This window comes from Trichlorobacter lovleyi (genome assembly GCF_015239775.1).
Taxonomy (GTDB): domain Bacteria; phylum Desulfobacterota; class Desulfuromonadia; order Geobacterales; family Pseudopelobacteraceae; genus Trichlorobacter; species Trichlorobacter lovleyi_B.
This window is the reverse complement of the sequence record NZ_CP058409.1, coordinates 2,843,024-2,861,621: the sequence shown is the minus strand read 5'-3', so window position 1 is coordinate 2,861,621 and position 18,598 is coordinate 2,843,024. Positions and strand designations below refer to the sequence as shown.

12 protein-coding genes are annotated in these 18,598 nt (G+C 48.5%); 11 read left to right on the top strand and 1 reads right to left on the bottom strand.

Features of this window, described 5'->3' with window-relative positions; genetic code table 11:
* Positions 1–139 precede the first annotated feature (139 nt).
* Together FY034_RS13260 and FY034_RS13255 are read left to right on the top strand one after the other, a co-directional pair.
* A complete protein-coding gene (locus FY034_RS13260) occupies positions 140–1,153 on the top strand; it encodes an Ig-like domain-containing protein (protein ID WP_265551313.1) in 1,014 nt (337 codons plus the stop codon).
* Between the two features lie 277 nt (positions 1,154–1,430).
* Positions 1,431–7,460, top strand: a complete 6,030-nt coding sequence (locus tag FY034_RS13255) for a DUF1566 domain-containing protein (RefSeq protein ID WP_265551310.1) — start codon at positions 1,431–1,433, stop codon at positions 7,458–7,460.
* A gap of 293 nt (positions 7,461–7,753) precedes the next feature.
* Here FY034_RS13255 and FY034_RS13250 read toward each other — a convergent pair whose 3' ends face one another.
* The gene (locus FY034_RS13250) at positions 7,754–8,518 is read right to left on the bottom strand and encodes a hypothetical protein (RefSeq protein ID WP_265551307.1); all 765 of its coding nucleotides are present in this window, start codon (positions 8,516–8,518) and stop codon (positions 7,754–7,756) included.
* A 491-nt stretch (positions 8,519–9,009) separates the two neighbouring features.
* On the opposite strand from FY034_RS13250, the gene FY034_RS13245 reads away from it, so the two are divergent.
* The 9 genes from FY034_RS13245 to FY034_RS13205 all read left to right on the top strand — a co-directional run bounded on the left by FY034_RS13245 (position 9,010) and on the right by FY034_RS13205 (position 18,548).
* Positions 9,010–10,485, top strand: coding sequence for a tetratricopeptide repeat protein (locus tag FY034_RS13245; RefSeq protein WP_265551305.1), 1,476 nt, complete (start codon positions 9,010–9,012; stop codon positions 10,483–10,485).
* 23 nt (positions 10,486–10,508) lie between these two features.
* The gene (locus FY034_RS13240; protein ID WP_265551303.1) at positions 10,509–11,366 is read left to right on the top strand and encodes a CAP domain-containing protein; all 858 of its coding nucleotides are present in this window, start codon (positions 10,509–10,511) and stop codon (positions 11,364–11,366) included.
* 164 nt (positions 11,367–11,530) lie between these two features.
* Positions 11,531–12,919: a tetratricopeptide repeat protein gene (locus tag FY034_RS13235; RefSeq protein WP_265551301.1), complete on the top strand. Its 1,389-nt coding sequence runs from the start codon at positions 11,531–11,533 to the stop codon at positions 12,917–12,919.
* Between the two features lie 7 nt (positions 12,920–12,926).
* Positions 12,927–14,021 (top strand): hypothetical protein, encoded by a 1,095-nt coding sequence (locus FY034_RS13230; protein WP_265551298.1) that lies wholly within the window; start codon positions 12,927–12,929, stop codon positions 14,019–14,021.
* A gap of 42 nt (positions 14,022–14,063) precedes the next feature.
* The gene (locus FY034_RS13225) at positions 14,064–14,372 is read left to right on the top strand and encodes a hypothetical protein (RefSeq protein ID WP_265551296.1); all 309 of its coding nucleotides are present in this window, start codon (positions 14,064–14,066) and stop codon (positions 14,370–14,372) included.
* On the top strand, positions 14,369–15,430 hold the full coding sequence (locus FY034_RS13220) for a hypothetical protein (RefSeq protein ID WP_265551294.1): 1,062 nt from the start codon (positions 14,369–14,371) through the stop codon (positions 15,428–15,430). Before FY034_RS13225 ends, FY034_RS13220 begins: the two co-directional genes overlap by 4 nt.
* Before the next feature lie 87 nt (positions 15,431–15,517).
* On the top strand, positions 15,518–16,885 hold the full coding sequence (locus FY034_RS13215) for an ATP-binding protein (protein ID WP_265551292.1): 1,368 nt from the start codon (positions 15,518–15,520) through the stop codon (positions 16,883–16,885).
* A 53-nt stretch (positions 16,886–16,938) separates the two neighbouring features.
* Positions 16,939–17,256, top strand: a complete 318-nt coding sequence (locus FY034_RS13210) for a hypothetical protein (RefSeq protein ID WP_265551291.1) — start codon at positions 16,939–16,941, stop codon at positions 17,254–17,256.
* Entirely contained in the window at positions 17,253–18,548 is a 1,296-nt protein-coding gene (locus FY034_RS13205) for a WG repeat-containing protein (protein ID WP_265551289.1), read from the top strand. The genes FY034_RS13210 and FY034_RS13205 overlap by 4 nt, the downstream gene beginning before the upstream one ends.
* Positions 18,549–18,598 lie beyond the last annotated feature (50 nt).

The window sequence follows — 18,598 nt, the reverse complement described above, 5'->3', positions numbered from 1 at the left end:
AATGTTGGAATCCTGGAATCGGTTCGCAAACGATACCCCCGTTTGCAAACCCAACGGTTTTGAAATTGAGAATTGTGAATGGGAAATTGGAATTACAATTAAAACTTTTCATAAGAACAAGCCATCAGGGAGCCTGATTATGAAATATCGTTTGTCAACAGTCTTTGCCGTAACCATTGTCAGTATGCTGTCCCTTGCAACCGCTGCATCTGCCGCGGTCAGCTATACCTATGACCCGCTTAACCGCCTGATCAACATTAATTATGGCAACGGTGCCAGCATCACCTACACCTACGATGCTGCCGGTAATATCAGTCAGATAACCAGGGTAGGTAATGACAACATTGCGCCGACGGTAACAAGTACCTTTCCTGCCAATGGGGCAACCGGTGTGGCAACCTCCATCGACATCACCGCCACCTTTTCAGAGGCGATGAATGCCTCGCTGTTCAATAGTTCTACCTTTACCCTCTCGGGTCCTTCCGGCGCTGTCAGTGGTATCGTGTCTTACAGCGGCGTTATTGCAACATTTACGCCTTCAGTACCTCTGTCAATCGCTTCAAACTATACTGCAACCATTACAACCCAGGTAACTGACCAGGCCGGTAATCCTCTTAGCTCAAACAAGGTCTGGACTTTTACGACTGCCGGTAGCAGCACTGCAAGCCTGGATGTGAGTATTGTCGGCTCTGGTAACGTCACCAGCAGCCCAGCAGGTATAGCCTGTAATAGTGGTACCTGTAGCAACAGTTTTACCCAAGGCAGCAGTGTAATACTGACAGCTTACCCGGATAGTATCTCGCTCTTTACTGGTTGGGGCGGCTGCACAAGTGCCACAAACAGTTGCAATCTTACCCTGGATGCCAATAAGGCAGTGACGGCCTACTTCAGCAACGCCCCCAAGGCGGTGGTTTTAAGCAACGGCTATGGATACGATAGTCTGCAAAATGCCTATACTGATGCCCAGGCAGGAGATGTGCTGTATTTACTTGAAGACACCCTGCCGATTAGCACAATCATTAACAAGGCGTTAACTCTGCAAGGTGGTTACAAAGCAGACTTCACCAGAACCACCAGCGGCTCAACTGTTCTTCAAGGTGTGCTAACTATCGGGACCGGCAGCTTGAAGGTGGATAGGGTTACCATTCAATAGGAAACATATTTTCTTAGATATAAGGAGAAAATCTAATGGCAACTATCTTCGTAGAGAAGGTTGTTGCCATTTTTTTAGTGTTTTGATGCTCATGTCGCAACTGTCCGTCTAACCGCGCCAAAAAAACGGGCAGAGCGCTTTGGAAAAATCAGCCGCAGTCTGTTTGAGTTGGTGATTCTGCAGGGGCATTGTGTGGGATAAGAATGCGTTTGTACCGTTTTAGTTGCTTTCCTTTGTGAACTTTTTAATGAACCAGCATGTTTGAATGGAGTTTTATATGAAGCGATCATCGTTTGCCACAGTTTTGATGGTTTTAGTATGTGCCATTTTATGCAGTATTTCCACTTATGCCGCAACTATTCAGTTACCAGCCACCGGGCAGACCAAATGCTGGGACACTACTGGCACTGAAATAGCCTGCGCCGGAACAGGGCAGGATGGCGAAATACAGGCTGGTAAGGCTTGGCCAGATCCTCGTTTTGCCGATAATGGCAATGGTACAGTGACGGATAATTTAACCGGGCTGATTTGGAGTAAGGATGCTAATCCCGCAAATGTTACTAAATCTTGGCAGGAAGCTTTGGATTATGTAAAAGCTCTAAATATACAAAATTATATGGGATATAACGATTGGCGTTTGCCAAATATAAATGAATTAATAAGTGTAATTTATTATCAAGGAGGAGATTTTCCAATATGGTATAACGCTCAAAAAATATCAAATATCGCACTAAGTTATTACTGGTCTTCGACAACGTGTGCAGCAAACAATGAAACTATTAGTGCTTGGAATATTTCTCTTTCTGGAAATATCTACTGCTTCGGAAAACAAAATCCGTCTTACTATGTTTGGCCAGTTAGAGGAGTGTCGTCAAAAGTAATAGCAAAGACTGGTCAGACTAGTTGTTGGAGTGCTGAAGGGGCTCTTTTGGCTTCGTGTTTTGGAACAGGTCAGGATGGAGAGTTGCAGACAGGAGTTTCTTTGCCGCAGCAACGCTTTGTTGATAACAGTATTCTAGAGTCCGATAATAAAACAATTACTGATAACCTAACTACTCTTATTTGGAGTAAAGATACTAACCCAGCCGGAATTGCTATGCCATGGCAAGATGCGTTAAACTATGTTTCAACATTGAATGCAATTAATTATCAAGGGTATAGCGATTGGAGATTACCAAATGTATTGGAATTAAGTAGCATAGTTGATAGACGCCAAAATTTATTGGTGTCTTGGTTGGCATCTCAAGGTTTTGAAAATTTGTCCACTACAATATATTGGACATCTACCAGCACCGCTTATTCAACTAGTGCTAAATATGTTCATTTCATTAACGGTCATTCTTATTATGCTAATAGTTATAAAAGTAAAAATTATTTTGTTTGGCCAGTTCGTGGAGGTCGAGGTGGCAAGTTAGGAGATTTATCTATTTCTCCTACCACTACCAGCTTTCCATCCTTGTATCCCAGTGATACCGCCTCAAAGGTTTTTACTGTCGGCAACACCCTTCTAACAAACGCCACCGTCACCAGTTTAAGCATAACCGGTTCCAACGCTGCCGATTTCAGTCTTTCTGACGGCTGTTCCGGAACAACTCTCATTTCTAAAACAAGCTGTAATATTACGGTTAACTTTACCCCGCACAGTTGTGGCATCCAGAATGCTACCCTGAATGTAGGTACAGATCAGGGCAATCTAACAGCCGCTCTATCTGGCAGCTCCTGTGGTGTAGGACCTGCAGCAGTGGGCGGTGTTGTCCGTGATGCAACCACCAAACTGCCAATAAGCGGTGCAAGCATAACGGTTGGCGGTAGTGGTCCCTATACAACGGATATGGGCGGGAAGTATCTTGCTGAAAACCTTACCAGCGGCACCCTAAGCCTTGTAGCCATAAAAAGTGGTTATGAAATAAAGCGAGAGAATATTACTCTGTTTCCAGATAAGTCTTCTTTACATGATATTTATTTACAACCTTCCAGCAGTGGACTCAGAGTTACCTCGGTTACCTCAAAGTATTCCAACGGCAAGCCGTATTATTTTCTACCCAAAGAATATATTGGCAGCCAGACAGTTAATGTAACCTTTACTGTGGATGTGGACTGGAATGGAAAAACTCCGGACTATGTGAAATTTATAACGCCACGTGCTACCTATTATGAATATACATTTGGTTTAACAGCACCAGTAAGTAGAACATTCAACATGTCTACTGAATTTGATCCTTGCACGACATTAAAGGTAGTAGCCGTAGACAGTAATTCAAATGAATCCTCTGTTGCCACTGCGGATTTCATGGTGGCAAAAAATATTGGTGATCCTCTTCCTCTTTATCAATTTGTTGATGATGGAGGTTCATTTTCTTATAGAAATAATTCAAGCTATGGAGATGATGATAGCAAAAAACAACTTAATTTTTATAATTTAAGTCTTGATCTTGCTAATTTTAGTGAGAGCTTTTTTAAAGATCAAAAATTTGTTTTTAAATTGATGCCAACTGTTTCGTTTGAGTATGACAGTATAGATCAGGCTAAATACAGAATAGACTGGGGCGACAAAAATAAAGGTAATATTTTTAATGAAAAATATAAAGAGCATGGAAAGCTTGAAACATTTAAAAAGGATTTTTTTAAATACGTAAAAGACAATAAATTAGATGGAAAGTTGCCTTCTATTGGTTTTGATTCAGTCTCTCTAACTTTTTTCCCGTATGTCGATATCAAGGCAGAATTTAATCCCGCTTCATGTCAAAATAATGATCAAGGCTGGAAATATGGTGGCGAAATTGGGGTGGCAATAGATGGACAAATAAACAAAGCTGTCCAGGGCGTTATTTTTACCCCACCTCCAGTGATTGTTCCAGTCCCTTGGTATGGCAAGATGAAACTTGAGGGTAAGGGAGAGGCCTCGTTTGCTGCTACTGGTCCTGATATTACAGGGGGAGACCTCTCAGGGAAACTTACACTACAACCTAAACTTTCTTTTACGCTTGGTGTGGGTATTGATGAACTCTTTGGAGGTGAAATTACGGCATCTGGCGGCTTTGGTGTGAGCCTACCAAAACCTCTTGATGATTCAAGTGTTAATGTGTCTGCTGAAATACTGGCATCTTTATATGTGACTTTATACCGATATGATGTAGTAATTTTGTCTGGTTCTAAATGCTTGCTTGGTAGTTGTAATGATCCTTTATTTAAGCTTTCGGCTGAAACATTATTGTCAGGCTCGGGACCTGGTGCTTTCAAGCCCATCCCGCGTGATTACCTTAAATCCGTAGTTCCAGCTGACTTCAAGGCAGCCCCCAGCTATACGGTCAAACAGGTTTCAACTGCCACCCAAGAATACAGCGTCGCTTCAGCCCCTGTGATTACCTCTACCTTTCCTGTTTCTTCCGCCTCTTTGTCTTCCAACGGCAGTAACGTCAACCTGCTCTGGTTAAAAGATAACACAGCCCGAACTCTCATGAACCGTACCATGCTGCAACACGCCAGCTTTGATGGCGCCACCTGGAGCACACCGGTGGCTGTGGCTGATAATGGTACGGCTGACTTTAACCCCAGTTCTTTAACCTTTAGCGATGGTAGCATGGTTGCGGTCTGGGAAGACCTTAAAACCACCCTGCCGGATACTGCGCAACTGGAGGATATGACGCCGCTGATGGAGATTGCTGCTGCGGTGTACGATCCCACCACCAAAACCTGGGGGACTGCTGTTCGTCTGACCAATAACGGTAATCTTGACCGAACCCCCAAGCTTGCTGGCAAAGACAAAAACAATCTGCTTTTAACTTGGATTTCCAACAGCCAGAATGATCTTGTGGGCAGTGCAACCAAGCCTAACAGCCTGTATGCCGCCATCTTTAACGGCACTGTCTGGAGTACACCACAACTACTGGCCAGCATCCCTAATGCTATCAAGCGTTACAGTGTGGTCTATGACGGCACTGTTGCCAATATCGTTCTGGCTTTGGATACTAATAACGATACCAGCACGCTGGAAGATCTGGAACTGTACCGACTGACCAACAGCGGCGGAACTTGGGGGGGGCTGACCCGGCTGACAACTGACGCTGTTATTGACGACAACCCTCAACTTGCTCTGGACAGCAGCAACAACGTAGTCATGACCTGGGTTAAGGGAAATGAACTTTCAAGCGTAGTGAATTTTGACTTTGCCAACCGGACGGTTATTCGCACTGAAGACAGCTACTCTAGCACCCTGGCAGACTACAAACAGGCGCAGGCCACTGATGGCAAGGTAGCCGTCATCTATGCTGACAACAGCGAAGACAGTACCTCTGACCTTTTTGGGCTGTTCTATGATCCAGTCTTCAAGGTCTGGGGTGAGCCAAAGCAATTAACCTTTGATGCTGAAACCGAGCAGTGGCCATCCATCGCCTTCCTGGGGGCTGACACCATTATTTCTGTCTATAACCGTAAGCTGTTGATTAACCCAGACGGCACCCCAACAACCGGTGCCTTAACCGACCTCTATATGCTCAAGCACACCATGGGAGATGATCTTGCCCTTGAGGCAGGTAGTCTGGTTTCTGATCCACGTAATCCTGCCCCCGGTACTACCGTAACCCTGAGTGCTGTGGCACAGAACCTTGGAGACAAGGTTGCTCAGAATATACCGGTTACCTTCTACAACGGTGACCCTGCCAATGGCGGCACCAGTATCGGTACGGCAACCATTACAGGGCCATTCAAGCCGGGTGCCGTACAGACCGTGACCGTACCCTGGACCACACCGGCAGGTACAACACCCCTCACGGTCTATGCAGTCATAGATCCAAACTCAGCCATTGATACCCTGAACCGTGCCAACAACGTGATCAGTAGCCCGTTGGCTCAGCCGGATCTCTCTATTAGAAACATTACCTGGGAAAAGCTGGCAGCCACCAAATACAGCATGATTGTTACGGTAGCCAATATTGGCGGTACTGCTAGCGCAGCCTCAACTGTTACTCTGCATAACGGCAGCAGTACCGGACCGGTTATTGCCACACTGACAGTGCCGACATTACAACGCTTTGCCAGCGTAGACCTGGCATACATCTGGGATGCCTCTGCCACGATACAGCCATATTATACGGTAGTGGGAATGGTGGACGAAGCTAACCTGATTGCAGAAAGTGATGAACTGAATAACAGCTTTACCGCAGTACTGGATGGCAACCTGCAGGACATCAGTGTGCTCCCTAATCCACTGAGCGGCACTGCAAACATTGGACAGACTTCAACCGCCCTGTTGACTATTCGGAATGCCGGTACCGCACCACTTACTGTATCCGGTATTACGAAGTCTGGTACCGATGCAACTGCATTCACCGTTGCGCCATCAGGTGACAATGCCTGCCCTGGCATGACACCCACCATTCAGGCGGGGCTGTCCTGCACCATTGGTGTAAGTATTACCCCAACTGCGCTGGTAACCAAGACTGCCACCGTAACCATTGCATCCAATGACCCTGATACACCCTCGGTGGCCGTTCCTGTGAGCGTTACCGGTGTTGATAGTGGCGCTCCTGTTATCAGCGCCTTTGTCATGCCGGCAACCGTCAAGACCAAAACCATTCCGTTTACCACCCTTACTGCTACAGACAACGTGGCTATTACCGGTTGGGTGGTAACAGAAACAAGCACACCTCCATCGGCGGGAGATGCCGGTTGGCTAGCAACAAAACCTACTGGCTATGCGGTCAGCTCAAATGGGTTTAAGGTGTTGAATGTCTGGGCCAAGGATGCTGCCGGTAATGTCTCTGCGCCGGTGCAGGCGTCTACCGCTGTTAGTATCCCAACACTGACCACAACCATTAACGGTGTTGGGACCGTCAGCAGTGTACCGGCAGGTATCAGCTGTTCCAATGCTACCTGCACTGCATTGTTTGATGACGCAACAAATGTCACCCTTACCGCCAGTTCCAGCAGTATTGTCACGTTTGGTGGTTGGAGTGGTGCTTGCACAAACCTAACAGGCACATGTGCCTTAAGCATGACTGCTGATAAAGTGGTGACTGCCACTTTCAATCTGGCACCTAAAGCGAAGATTGGTAGCAGTGGTTATGGAAGTTTTGCCGATGCCTATGCAGCAGCAGGTAATAATGATGTTATCATGTTGCTGGAAGATAATCTGACGCTTAGCACCGTAATCAATAAATCTGTAACCCTGCAAGGAGGGTATAAGTCAGATTATACCAGAAGCACCAGTGGTTATACTGTGCTGGAAGGGACACTGATTATTGGTAGCGGTAGTGTTGTTGCGGATAGAATAATAATTGGCTCACCAACCGGCGGACCTGATTTTTAAAATTTTTAATGCGGTCTTCGGATTCAGATGGCAATTGGCGTTTTCGCCAATTGCCATTTTTTATCAAGTGCCTAAAAGTTTTGTCTGTCTAATATGTCGGCTGGATCCCTTGGAAAAACAATCTCATTTATCTCCTAGTGAGAAACAATACCAAGGGCATACCAACAAAGAGTTGTTCAGGTTGCATGATGAAAGACACCTCCAAAAGGATTGTTGACATCATAACACACTACCTACTCAATTCGAAGAGTAACCGTCTGATTTTTATATGAAAGAGTGTAGTTTAGCCAGCCTCAGCTTTTTTGTTTGTTGACTGTCACAGGAGTACAATCAAAATTGCATCCGCCACTCCCCCAGCCTTTATGTGAATTGTCTGCAGGGTCACATATTTCCCCGTCAGAAACATTTAATTTGCCGTCACCACAGAAATTTACATAAACACTAAGACAACCCCTATCAAGTATATTTAAATTTCCCCATTTGCGCCGCATCTGATTTGAAATTTGACGTTTGTGTTTGTAGCTATCGTTAGGTTCATAATAAAAATATTCAAGGGTAGATGGCTCATTTTCTATTCCAATTTCTGGTTTTACTGCAATATCAAAAGCAAAGAAAGCCACTGGCAAATCGGTACTAGTGATTCGAGATAAGTTGATTTCGCAGCCACTATTTGCAACAGCTACTACCTTGATCTTATTTCCTGGGCTGACAGAGCTAACCCTAGACCAACTGTCTCCTGTCAAGCATTTTGTATTAAGTATTCCTGTATTTTGTTCCCAAATTTTGACTAAAGATTTTTCGCTACTTATAATATTAAGTCCGTCAGTCCATATTGAATCTAACGGATATATTATTGTTGTTTTACTCCCAGATGGCACGTAAACATATTTTGAATTATTTATAGTACAATTTGTTGACTTATTATTTATTTTTTCAATTTCTATTGCTGATGTGTTATTGTGTAAAAATGTGATTGATAAAACTATAATTATTAATAATTCTAAACAAATGTAACCTCTTTTGATTTTTTTTACTGTAGGTTTAGTATAATACGCCATCTTATCCCCCAATGAAATAATTATACATATTTTTTATTAAGGTGCTGTTTTACTGCTATTTAAACACAATAATCTTATCGGTTTATAATAGGCATACTGTTAAGCTGCTTTATGTTATTCAAGTGCCGTCGTTACTGTGTCCTAATATGCTATTATAGTATATTTCGACATCTTATAAAACTGTTTTTATGTATTTTTATTTCTTGGTGCAAAGAGATCATCTTGGATGTCTTCGACATCTTTCATGTAAAAGGTGTTTTCGGCACAGACATTGTCATAACAGTTGTCTTTTAGCGCTCACACTACGCAGTAGCGTATATTGAGACAGCAAGCCCTGATATTGTACTGAGCAGTATTGACTGCCACTAACATAACAGAGTGTATGATAACTCTTCTGGGCTTACTACGGTGCTAGTTTAAGGTGCTCTTTGTCCGTCTAATATGTTTGGCCATTGATTTGAATATCCTATTCTTAAAATGAGGTAACAGTGATGATTGTATTCAAGCGGATTGTGGTTACATTAGCCGTGCTGCTGCTCCCGTGGGGTGGTGCTCTGTTTTGCCATTATAGCCAAACTCAAAATGAACAGGCATCAGAGATTAGCGGCTTTCCTGCCATTGACTCAAGCATATTGCTGGAAGAAGCTAGACAGGGCAAGCCATATAGTCAGTGGGCGTACGCAGAGTTGATAGAGATGAATCTTGTGCCGAATATGACACCGCAGCAGGCTTATGAGTGGTATCAAAGAGCAGCCTCCGCAGGTTTTCGTCCGGCACAAGTTTCTCTGAAACTTGTGAAGTCGACTGTGGGCGACTTCAATATTAATACGGATTCTGATGCCCGTATGCTGCATCTGAGAGCCGTCGGAGGTGACCCAAAGGCTTGCTCCAAACTTGATGAATGGTATCTGGAGCGAGAGGAATTTGACCAATCAAGTTACTGGCTAGCTCAGTCGGTATCCAGAAAATTAAGTCATGATCCTTTTAAAAACTACATCGCTGCGGCTACGTTGTTTCGACGTGGTGGCAAAAATGAGCAGCGTAAGGCTATTGAAATCATGCGTATCGTGGCCGGGCCTTTACCTGGATATTACGGATATGAACTAGCAGAGATGCTTGAATCAGCCCAAGGTGATTTACGTAATCCATGGGAGGCCGAACGCTGGTATCGCAAGGCTGCTGAAGCTGGCAACCCTCAAGCGCAAGTGCGGATGGGGATTATGTATTACGAAGGCGACCTGATCGGATTGAAGTCTGAATATGAAGCGGTACGATGGTTCAAAAAAGCTGTAGAGGCACGAAAAAATCGAGAGGGTTTCAGTTTTATTCCTGATGATCCGCGTCTGGCTGTTCTGTATTACTTGAGTATGGGCGTGGATGGTTTGAGTGGTAGCAGGCAAGCAACTGTTTCAACTACTAAGCTTGAATATCTCATGAATAAACACTACGACCTGCAGAAAGCCTTTTATGCAACGGCTCTGGGGATACGGAATACGGAAACAGCTTTTGTTCAGAAAGAAGTAAAAAGGGCTGCCCACGCTGGAAAAGAATACTGCGACAAGAAGGATGATGAGTGCCAGGCAATGGCTGTATGGTTTCAACTGCTGGCCGGTGAAAGTGCCGACATTATTGCCAATAGAGATATGTTTATAAAAATAAACAGCGCAATCAGCCTCTTCCATCTGGCTCATGCCTATCTGATACATGGCAACATTGATGAAGCTACAATACTTTACAACCAGGGGTTGGCCAAAGCATCGCGACACGAAACCTATCGACTTGATGAGGAGCTGGAGCTGTTATCCTGGCACTTCGCCAGTAAACATTCACTCTTTGCAGCGGCACGGATGACTATAAATGCCGACACCAAGCTGACAAAAGAAGAAGACATCTTGCGATATGAAGATATCAAAGGCCTGAAAGCCCAGATGATACGGGACAAAATGATCAAGGAACAGAAACCTTAAGCCTGCTACTTCTGGAGGACTACATGAATCCTTTGCGTTGCATAATAACACTCTGCCTGCTGTTACTATCTGTTGCCATAGCTGGAGCTGCACAGCCTGATACATCTGTACTGTATCACAGGTTACATGAGCTTCGGCAAAACCCAACTGGCTGCGGTATTTCAAAACCAGCAGTTCTGCACGTAAATCCTAAACTTGAGAAGGCAGCACGGTATCGCTCTGAAGGTAGAGCGCTGAGTGAATCGTTGAACATTACTGGCTACAGTGCACCTTATGCAAAAGTACTGGTTGTCGGTGGAGGAACAATAAACCAGGTCATTGAACGCCTCCAGCAACGCCACTGTGAGGATATTGCTAATCCTGAATTCACTGAAATCGGAGCTGTATGGGCAAAGAACCGTTGGTGGATTGTGCTGGCCTTTGAACAAGAGCAAGCTGCTCTCGCTGATGCAGCAAAACGCGTAGTGTCACAGCCAGATACCACACCAGTTGATGTATCTGGCTTTCTGGCTCTGGTAAACAAGGCTCGGGCAGAGGCCCGCCGGTGTGGCAGCAGAGCATTTAAGGCGGTTCAACCTTTGCAATGGCAGAGTAAGCTGGCTGCGGCTGCTGCAGTGCATGCCAGAGATATTTCATCAAAAGGCGAGTTCAGTCATACCGGAAGTGATGGCAGTCAGGTATCGGATCGTGCCCGGCGTGAAGGGTATGACTACAGGGCTGTAGGAGAAAATATTGCTATGAATCCGATGGGGATTGCTGCCACAGTTGAGAGCTGGCTGAACAGTCCCGGCCATTGTGCCAATATCATGAATCCTGATTTTACCGAACTTGGCGCTGCAATAGAAGGAAGCTACAGCGTGATGGTGTTTGGTAAAAGGTGAATTGACACTTAGTTATCTATTGTCTGTCCGTCTATCTTCTCAACAGGCATAAAGGTTGATGGGGGAGGGATACCCAGTGCTGTTGGACATGAAAGGCCCGTAGCATTTAGGCAACCACAGATACAACTGAAAATGCCCAAGCAAAGAAAGCGTGGAGATGCTTAATGACCACCGATACCATCCTCCATAACGAGCTATTACCACCCCTTGAACAGGGGCGGCTATTGCTGGAACTTGATCGTTACGAGGACCTGCTGAAGCTGCTTATGCCACAGCTTGACAGCCAGGAAGACTCGGCAATCGGTTACCGGCTCTGCTTTATTGCCCTCCAGCGCCTGAACCGTCACGAAGATTCTCTGCTGCTGGCTGAACATGGTCTGGCACAGCACCCCGACGACACCTACCTGCATCTGTTCCATGCAAGCGCCTTAAGTTTTATGGGCAGGTATGACAGGGCCCTTGAGCAGCTTGAACGGATACTGTCAGTTGACCCTGAGTTGGCAGAAGCGCACTATAGAAAGGCAGGCGCCCTGTTTCGGCTGAAAAGGCGCAAGGAGGCCAAGGAAGCAATCGAGACGGCCCTCTCCCTTGACCCGGGAAATCCCAATTATCTGGCGCTACTGGCACTGATCGAATACTGGCTTGATAACAGGCAGCGTTCTGCCGAAATTCTGGAAACCGCGCTGCGCGATAACCCGCAGCATGCTGAGGCGTTGGCGGTAAAGGCTGAAACAGCACAAGGCTTTTTAAATCGCTTAAGGCTGATGCGTACAGCGATTGCGCAGGACCCCACCAATACCAACAAGCAAGCCATCTACACTCTGTATACCAGACAGATTCCCCGTGATCTGGCACTCTGGCTTCTGTTAGCACTTGTGGTGGGTGGCAGCGGCATTATGCGCCCCCATCCGGCTGCTCACTGGCTCTTAGAGGCAGCCATACCGCTTACGCTTGTTTCCGGTCTGTTCATGCTGCGACGCAGCTACTACCATCTGGCCGGATTTACGGTTACCTTTGCTTCGGTCTTCTGCTCAGTGCGTTATTGGGATAACAACTTCAGTATCGGCAACATCCCGCTGGGGCTCCTGCTGGGAGCGATTGCAAGCGTAGTGATTGCCGTATTCCGCATCAAGCTGTTTGACGGTGTGGAAGAGCTGAAGACAAAGCGCCAACAGCTTCAGTTTGCCCGTAAGAATGGCCGTGCCAGCGAGCTGCTGCAAGAATGGCTGCCGTCAAAGGTGATTGTGGCTGTACTGGCATTGGCCGGCCTGCCCACCCTGTTTCTGTACGGCATGCTCTACAATCCACCACCGCACCTGTTGCTGGTCATGTTCACTGCCCCGCTACTTTATCGCTGGGCCGGGGTGATGTCGTTTGGCAAGGCCTTTGTGGCCTGTTTCAAGCTGGCTGCCTGGACAGCCCTGCCGCTGATGTTCTTCTCCATCATCGGTCATCAGGAACCAGAAAAAGGCCCGTTGCTGTTGATTATCCTATACCTGTTTACCCTCTACCGTGCCTGGCGGCAGTACCGGCTAGCCAACCAGGATGACTGAGCACCCAATGGAAGATATTCTGACAACAGACCAGACCAGTGACTTGCTGCACAAACTATTGCTGCTGCACGATCTGGGGCGTTACCGAGAACTGCTTGATCTGGCGCAGCCCTGGCTGGCCGACCCGACCAGTCTGCCGGCGGTATACGTGCTAGCCGCTGACTCAGCCATACAGTTGGGAGACCACGCCAAAGCGCAGACCATTCTGGATACCGGGCTGGCAAACCATCCTCTGGATACCTCGCTGCTGGCGATGCAGATCACCCTTTTTACCCGGCTGGAACTATACCGTGAAGCCCTTGTTTGTGTGGATAAGGCCTTAACGCTTAACCCGGAGCACAGTGGCATCTGGTATCTTCAGTCAGTGGTTCAGTATAACCTGCATGACCTGAAAGCAGCTGAATCGTCTATCATGAAGGCCCGTTCCCTTGATCCGCTGGATATCGACCACCTTGCGCATCATGCCCGGATTCTCTGGTTTGTGGATAACAATGAGCAGGCCCGGCAGATGGTGCAGGAAGGGCTGGCACAGCAACCTGATCATGAAGAGTTGCTGTATCTGCATGCCCAGATGGAAAAAGATCGCTCCCGTGCTGCCAACATCCTGCAACGGCTGCTGGGTAGCAGTCCCACCAGCAGAGAGGCGCAGCAACAATACCGCGCACTCACCAGCCAGTTCCGGCGCAGTTGTCTGATAGCAGGGTTGATCACGCTGGCACACGCCCTGTTTCGCTATCTGCTGGCAGCCGGATGGTTTCCCCATCTGCCCAAGCTGGTCGCTGAAGAAGGCATGCTCTACCTTGCAGGGCTTGCCGGACTGTCCTTTGCCAAAGACAGCATGCGGAACAGACGGTTGCTGTACCTGTACGTGGCGGTTAATCTGGAGCTGGTCTGGCTGCACGATAACCTGAAAGGTGAAAACTGGCTGCCAGGCCTTGCCGTCGGCATTGCCGCTGCGTTGCTGATCGGTCTGCTGTTTACCGTGGCGCTCTTTTTCTATCGGTCCATGTTTGATTGGAGTGCCAGCCGTATGACAGGATTATGGCATGGCTACCGGACTGCAGCCTCCAGTGGCTTCAAGACTGCCTGGATCAGGGAATAACTGCATAACCCGCACCTGCCGTTTATCATTGGCGGCGGTCTGGTGCCGGCACTGGTTGCGCTGCTTGATCCATCTGGCGAGTTTTATGCCAATGCCTTGCTTATCTGGTTTGGACTGCTGCTGGTGCTGCTGCCGCTTGTACTCGATGTCTCGCTAAGCACCGCTTTTGGAACGGTTTTTGTCTGTCTGCTGGCCTACATTCCTGTGATTGATCTGCTGCGCTGGTTGCCGGAGCTGCTGCCGTTGCCACCACTTCTGGCGCTGTTAGCCGTTGTGGGCGGCAGCCTGGCAACCGCTTTTGGTCTGCAGGTACTGGTGGCGGATCTTACAACTACCGGAAAGAAACCATGAGCAAACTCGCCGAATGCATACTTACTGAGAGCGACCCTGATCATCCGGGACTGCTACTGCGCTACACGGATCAGAAACCGGGATTGCCTTTTGGCGATCTGTGCGCCCTGCTACTCGGTGCCGGGTTTGCTGGCTTGGGAATTATCTTTATCAGTCAATGGGAGGGACCGTCATCCCTGTTCGCAATTCTCATCAATCTTGTCATCGGCGGGCTCATTATCTTTGGCGCCTGGGGTAGCATCAGGTCACGCCGCAAGGGGCTTGATATCTGGTACCAGGTCAGTGTTGTCGATGGTGTGGCGACCTTTTCCTGCAGTGAGGATAACGAGCCGGTGAGATTGACGCTGTCGAAGATCGGGAGAATCTGGATTGAGCGGAACACAACAAATTATGCCCTTACCAGCGTTTATCTTGCGGCCTATTACGATGGTCAGGAACAGCGCATTACCAATATTCTGAAATTGGAAAACCTGGTTGGGGAAGATGCTATTGCCAACCTCCCCGCATGGATTGCCGACTATCTGAACCGGCAGCGCAGTAGCAGCAAAAAAGGTAATCGTCAAAAAGAGACCAGAGAAGACAAAGCAAGCATTCAGTCCGGCTACCGTTACGATTACGCCGTTGACACCCCGCAAACGTCCCGTAACCAGCTCGTACTCGCGCCGATAAAAACTGTCTGGCTCTACTCCGGGGCCTTTGCCCTGGTGATTTATCTGGTCTGTGTATCCCCATTTTCTTCGATGACGTTCGAGGATCAACCACGGCTGGATCTGCTCGTGGTGGGTCTCGTGCTAACGCTTGCCTTTTTCTGGGCTACTGACAAGCTCGGTTCATGCCGTTGCCGGGCACGTTCCTATTTTCGCATTGCGTTCACCATTTTGATCGGTTTTGTACTTCATCTGCCGGTTTACTTCGCCCGGGAGAAGTTTGGCATCGGCTGGTTGATCTACCCCGAGCCGTTCATCAGTATTCCGGTGATGTCCTGGCTTGTGTTTCGTGGCTTTACCGGTTGTGACTGTGGGGCAAAGGAATCCATTCCAACTGTAGATGCCCCTTGACGAAGGAATACACAACCATTTTATGCCATTATTGGAAATAGTCCGTCTAACCGATTATATTGACGACCGACACCGGAGGATAAACCGATGGATGAACTGACCCTACTGAAGGCTGCCCACAGCGCCACCCCTGACAACCGGGATCTTGCCCGCCTGTACGCCACCAAGCTGGCCGAGGCAGGACGCTGGCAGGAGGTCTGTGCCGTGTTGGAGCCGCTCTGCGAGCTGCCGGAAGACTGGCTGCTGCTGGATATGGGAATAGCCCTGCTTGAATCTGGCAAACCTGAAGCGGCGATAGACAAACTGGATACCCTGACCACAGCAAAAGATCTGCCCGATGCCACGCTGCTGAAGCTCTACCCTGCCCTGATCCGGGCCTTGCTTGAGGAAGACCGGGCAGAAGAGGCTGAAGATGCGCTGTCTGACCTACTGGAAAAACTGCCGGGCTACGACCCGGAACCGCTGCTGGAACTGTTTGAACGCCACGGACACCGCCCACGGATTAGAATAAAACAGAAAAACGCCGACCGGCTGGAAGAGCTGTCCGACTTTGCGCCGCTGTTGCCCGGTGATCGCAGCATCACCTTTAACGATGTGGGTGGCATGGAAGAGCTGAAGAAGACCGCCCGGATGAAGATTATCCAGCCGTTTAAAAACCCGGAGCTGTTCAAGAAGTACCGTGCCAGCGCCGGTGGCGGTATTCTGCTTTACGGCCCCCCCGGCTGCGGCAAGACCTGGTTTGCCCGTGCCATTGCCGGAGAATGCCAGGCCGCCTTTTTCTGCATCGGCCTGCATGATATCCTTAACATGTATGTGGGCAACAGTGAACGCAACGTCTTCCGGCTGTTTGAGACCGCCCGCAGGCACCGCCCGGCCATTATCTTTATTGATGAAGTGGATGCTCTTGGTCGCAAGCGTGATCTCTCCCGCAATGCCGCCATCACCGGCACCATCAACGCCTTTCTCAACCAGATGGATGGCGCTGATACCGACAACCGTGAACTGCTGGTGGTGGGCGCCACCAACGCCCCCTGGGATGTGGACAGCGCCTTCAAGCGGCCCGGCAGGTTTGATCAACTGATCTTTGTGCCGCCACCAGACAAGACCGGACGGGAAGCGGTACTGCGGCTGGCCTTTAAAGACCGCCCCCACAGCGGGCTGGATTTTAGCTGGCTGGCAGAGCAGACCAGCCAGTTCTCCGGCGCTGACCTGACCGCCCTGGCTGATTCCGCTGCTGATCAGGTGCTGCGTGAAGTGCTGGAGACCGGCACAGAACGGGACATCACCATGCAGGATATAAAGGCTGCCTTGGCAACTATCAAACCAACTACCCGTGAATGGGCGGAAACTGCCAAAAACTATGTGGAGTTTGCCAATGAGGGTGGCCAGTATGATGATATCAAGCTATGGCTTGCTGAAGGCGGGGCAAAAAAGAAGGCGTTCGGTTTTTTGTAAAATCTGGTTGAGATTTAATCATGCTGTCCGTCTAACTCACCAGAGGAATTGTCATGAAACATACCACTTCAATACAGCACTACAGCGGCAGTCCCCAGCAGTTAGCAGAGGATATGGGGGACCTGTACTATAATGCACTGGCCGAACTGCTGGAACTGCTGGCAGGTAAGTTGGAACTGGATGCAGCCAAGGACAGTGGGCGCGGCAGAATAAAGCTGGCAACCGAGCTAAACCATGCAGCAGTCGATTTACAGGCGGCTACCGGGCATATCCAGCAGGCATGGCGCATCTGTGAGCCGTTTATGATGACCGAGGCGCTCCATGACGCTTCAGATTCGACGCAACCAGCTAAACAGGTACATCCCAAATGAGCCAGCAAGTATTGCATGATATCGGTATTGAGATTTTGAATGGTGCCTCGTGGGAGTCCGTTCTTGCAGATCCACGCTGGTCTGATCAGCGGATATACCTGCATTGTGAGCAGGATAGGCTGGACGGACAGATTGATATCGAAGGCATTTATTTTTCACTCCCCGAAGCCCATTTTGCTGCATCCTGCAGTCCACAACAGCAGCGTCCCGAAGCCTGGAAAATCTATACCCAGGCAACCATCCTTGGAAATCAGGCCCAAAATACACGCGTTCATTACTTGCTTGCCCGCCATGTGCGCGAGGCACTGGCTGATAATCCGGCAGCGCGTCCGGTTGATCTCTGGCAGCGTGATAGTAGTGCCTACCTTTCTGCAGATAGCACAAGGATTGTGCTGTTTGAAGACGGCGCCCACTTCACTCTCTCTGATACCGAGCGTTTTGTTACCAGAACCGACCCGCCACTGGCCGGCCTGTTTAACCAGCAGGGGCAGATTGTTATACCAGCGCAGTACGAAAACATTGACGGCTTTCATGAAGACCTTGCTGCTGCCAAGGTCAACGGGGACTACGGGGTAATCGATCGTAACAACAGATGGGTGCTGGAACCGGCCTATCTGCATCTGGGATTCTTTTATGACGGTATCTGTTCAGCCCAGACAGAAACTGGCTGGGGCGAGATTGACCGCAGCGGCAGGTGGGTTATTCCGCCGATCTATACCGACAGCATTCGCTTTAGCAATGGTCTAGCTAAAGTTGCCCGTATGCTTGATGGTCAGATGAAGTATGGACTGATCACTACCGCCAATGAAGCAATCGTACCGATCCAGTACAGCAGACTTCTTTATACCGGATCAGGATGGGAGAGCTGGGAGCCATGGGAGTATGTGCTGGCCTGCGATGATTCCGGTATGTGGGGAGCCTTTACCATGCGGGGTGAATTAGCGGTTGGGTTTGAACATGGCAATGAAGCGTCCGTACGGGAACTGCTTCAAAAACAAGACCAGGCTGATGATGAGCCAGAACCTGTTGATGCCGGAGCAGCGGAGATGGATTTTTCAGACGCTGAATCACCAGCTCAAAAAATGCAATTAGGTAAACGATTACTGGGGTTGGCACTGTTGCTGATTGGTCTTTGGTTGCTGCAGAGCCTCTGGTCCGGCTTTAGCGATATGTACGACAGCGCCCGCACGGGCAGGGAAGTCTGGGGAACTCTCAACTTTTGGGTAGTCGGCCTCATGCTGGTGAGCGGCGGTGCAGTACTGCTCTGGCGGCCAGCACTGCTGAAGGAGTGATTTGATGCAATGCTGATTGTAACAAGTGACACGTTGTCTGTGTAATCTGT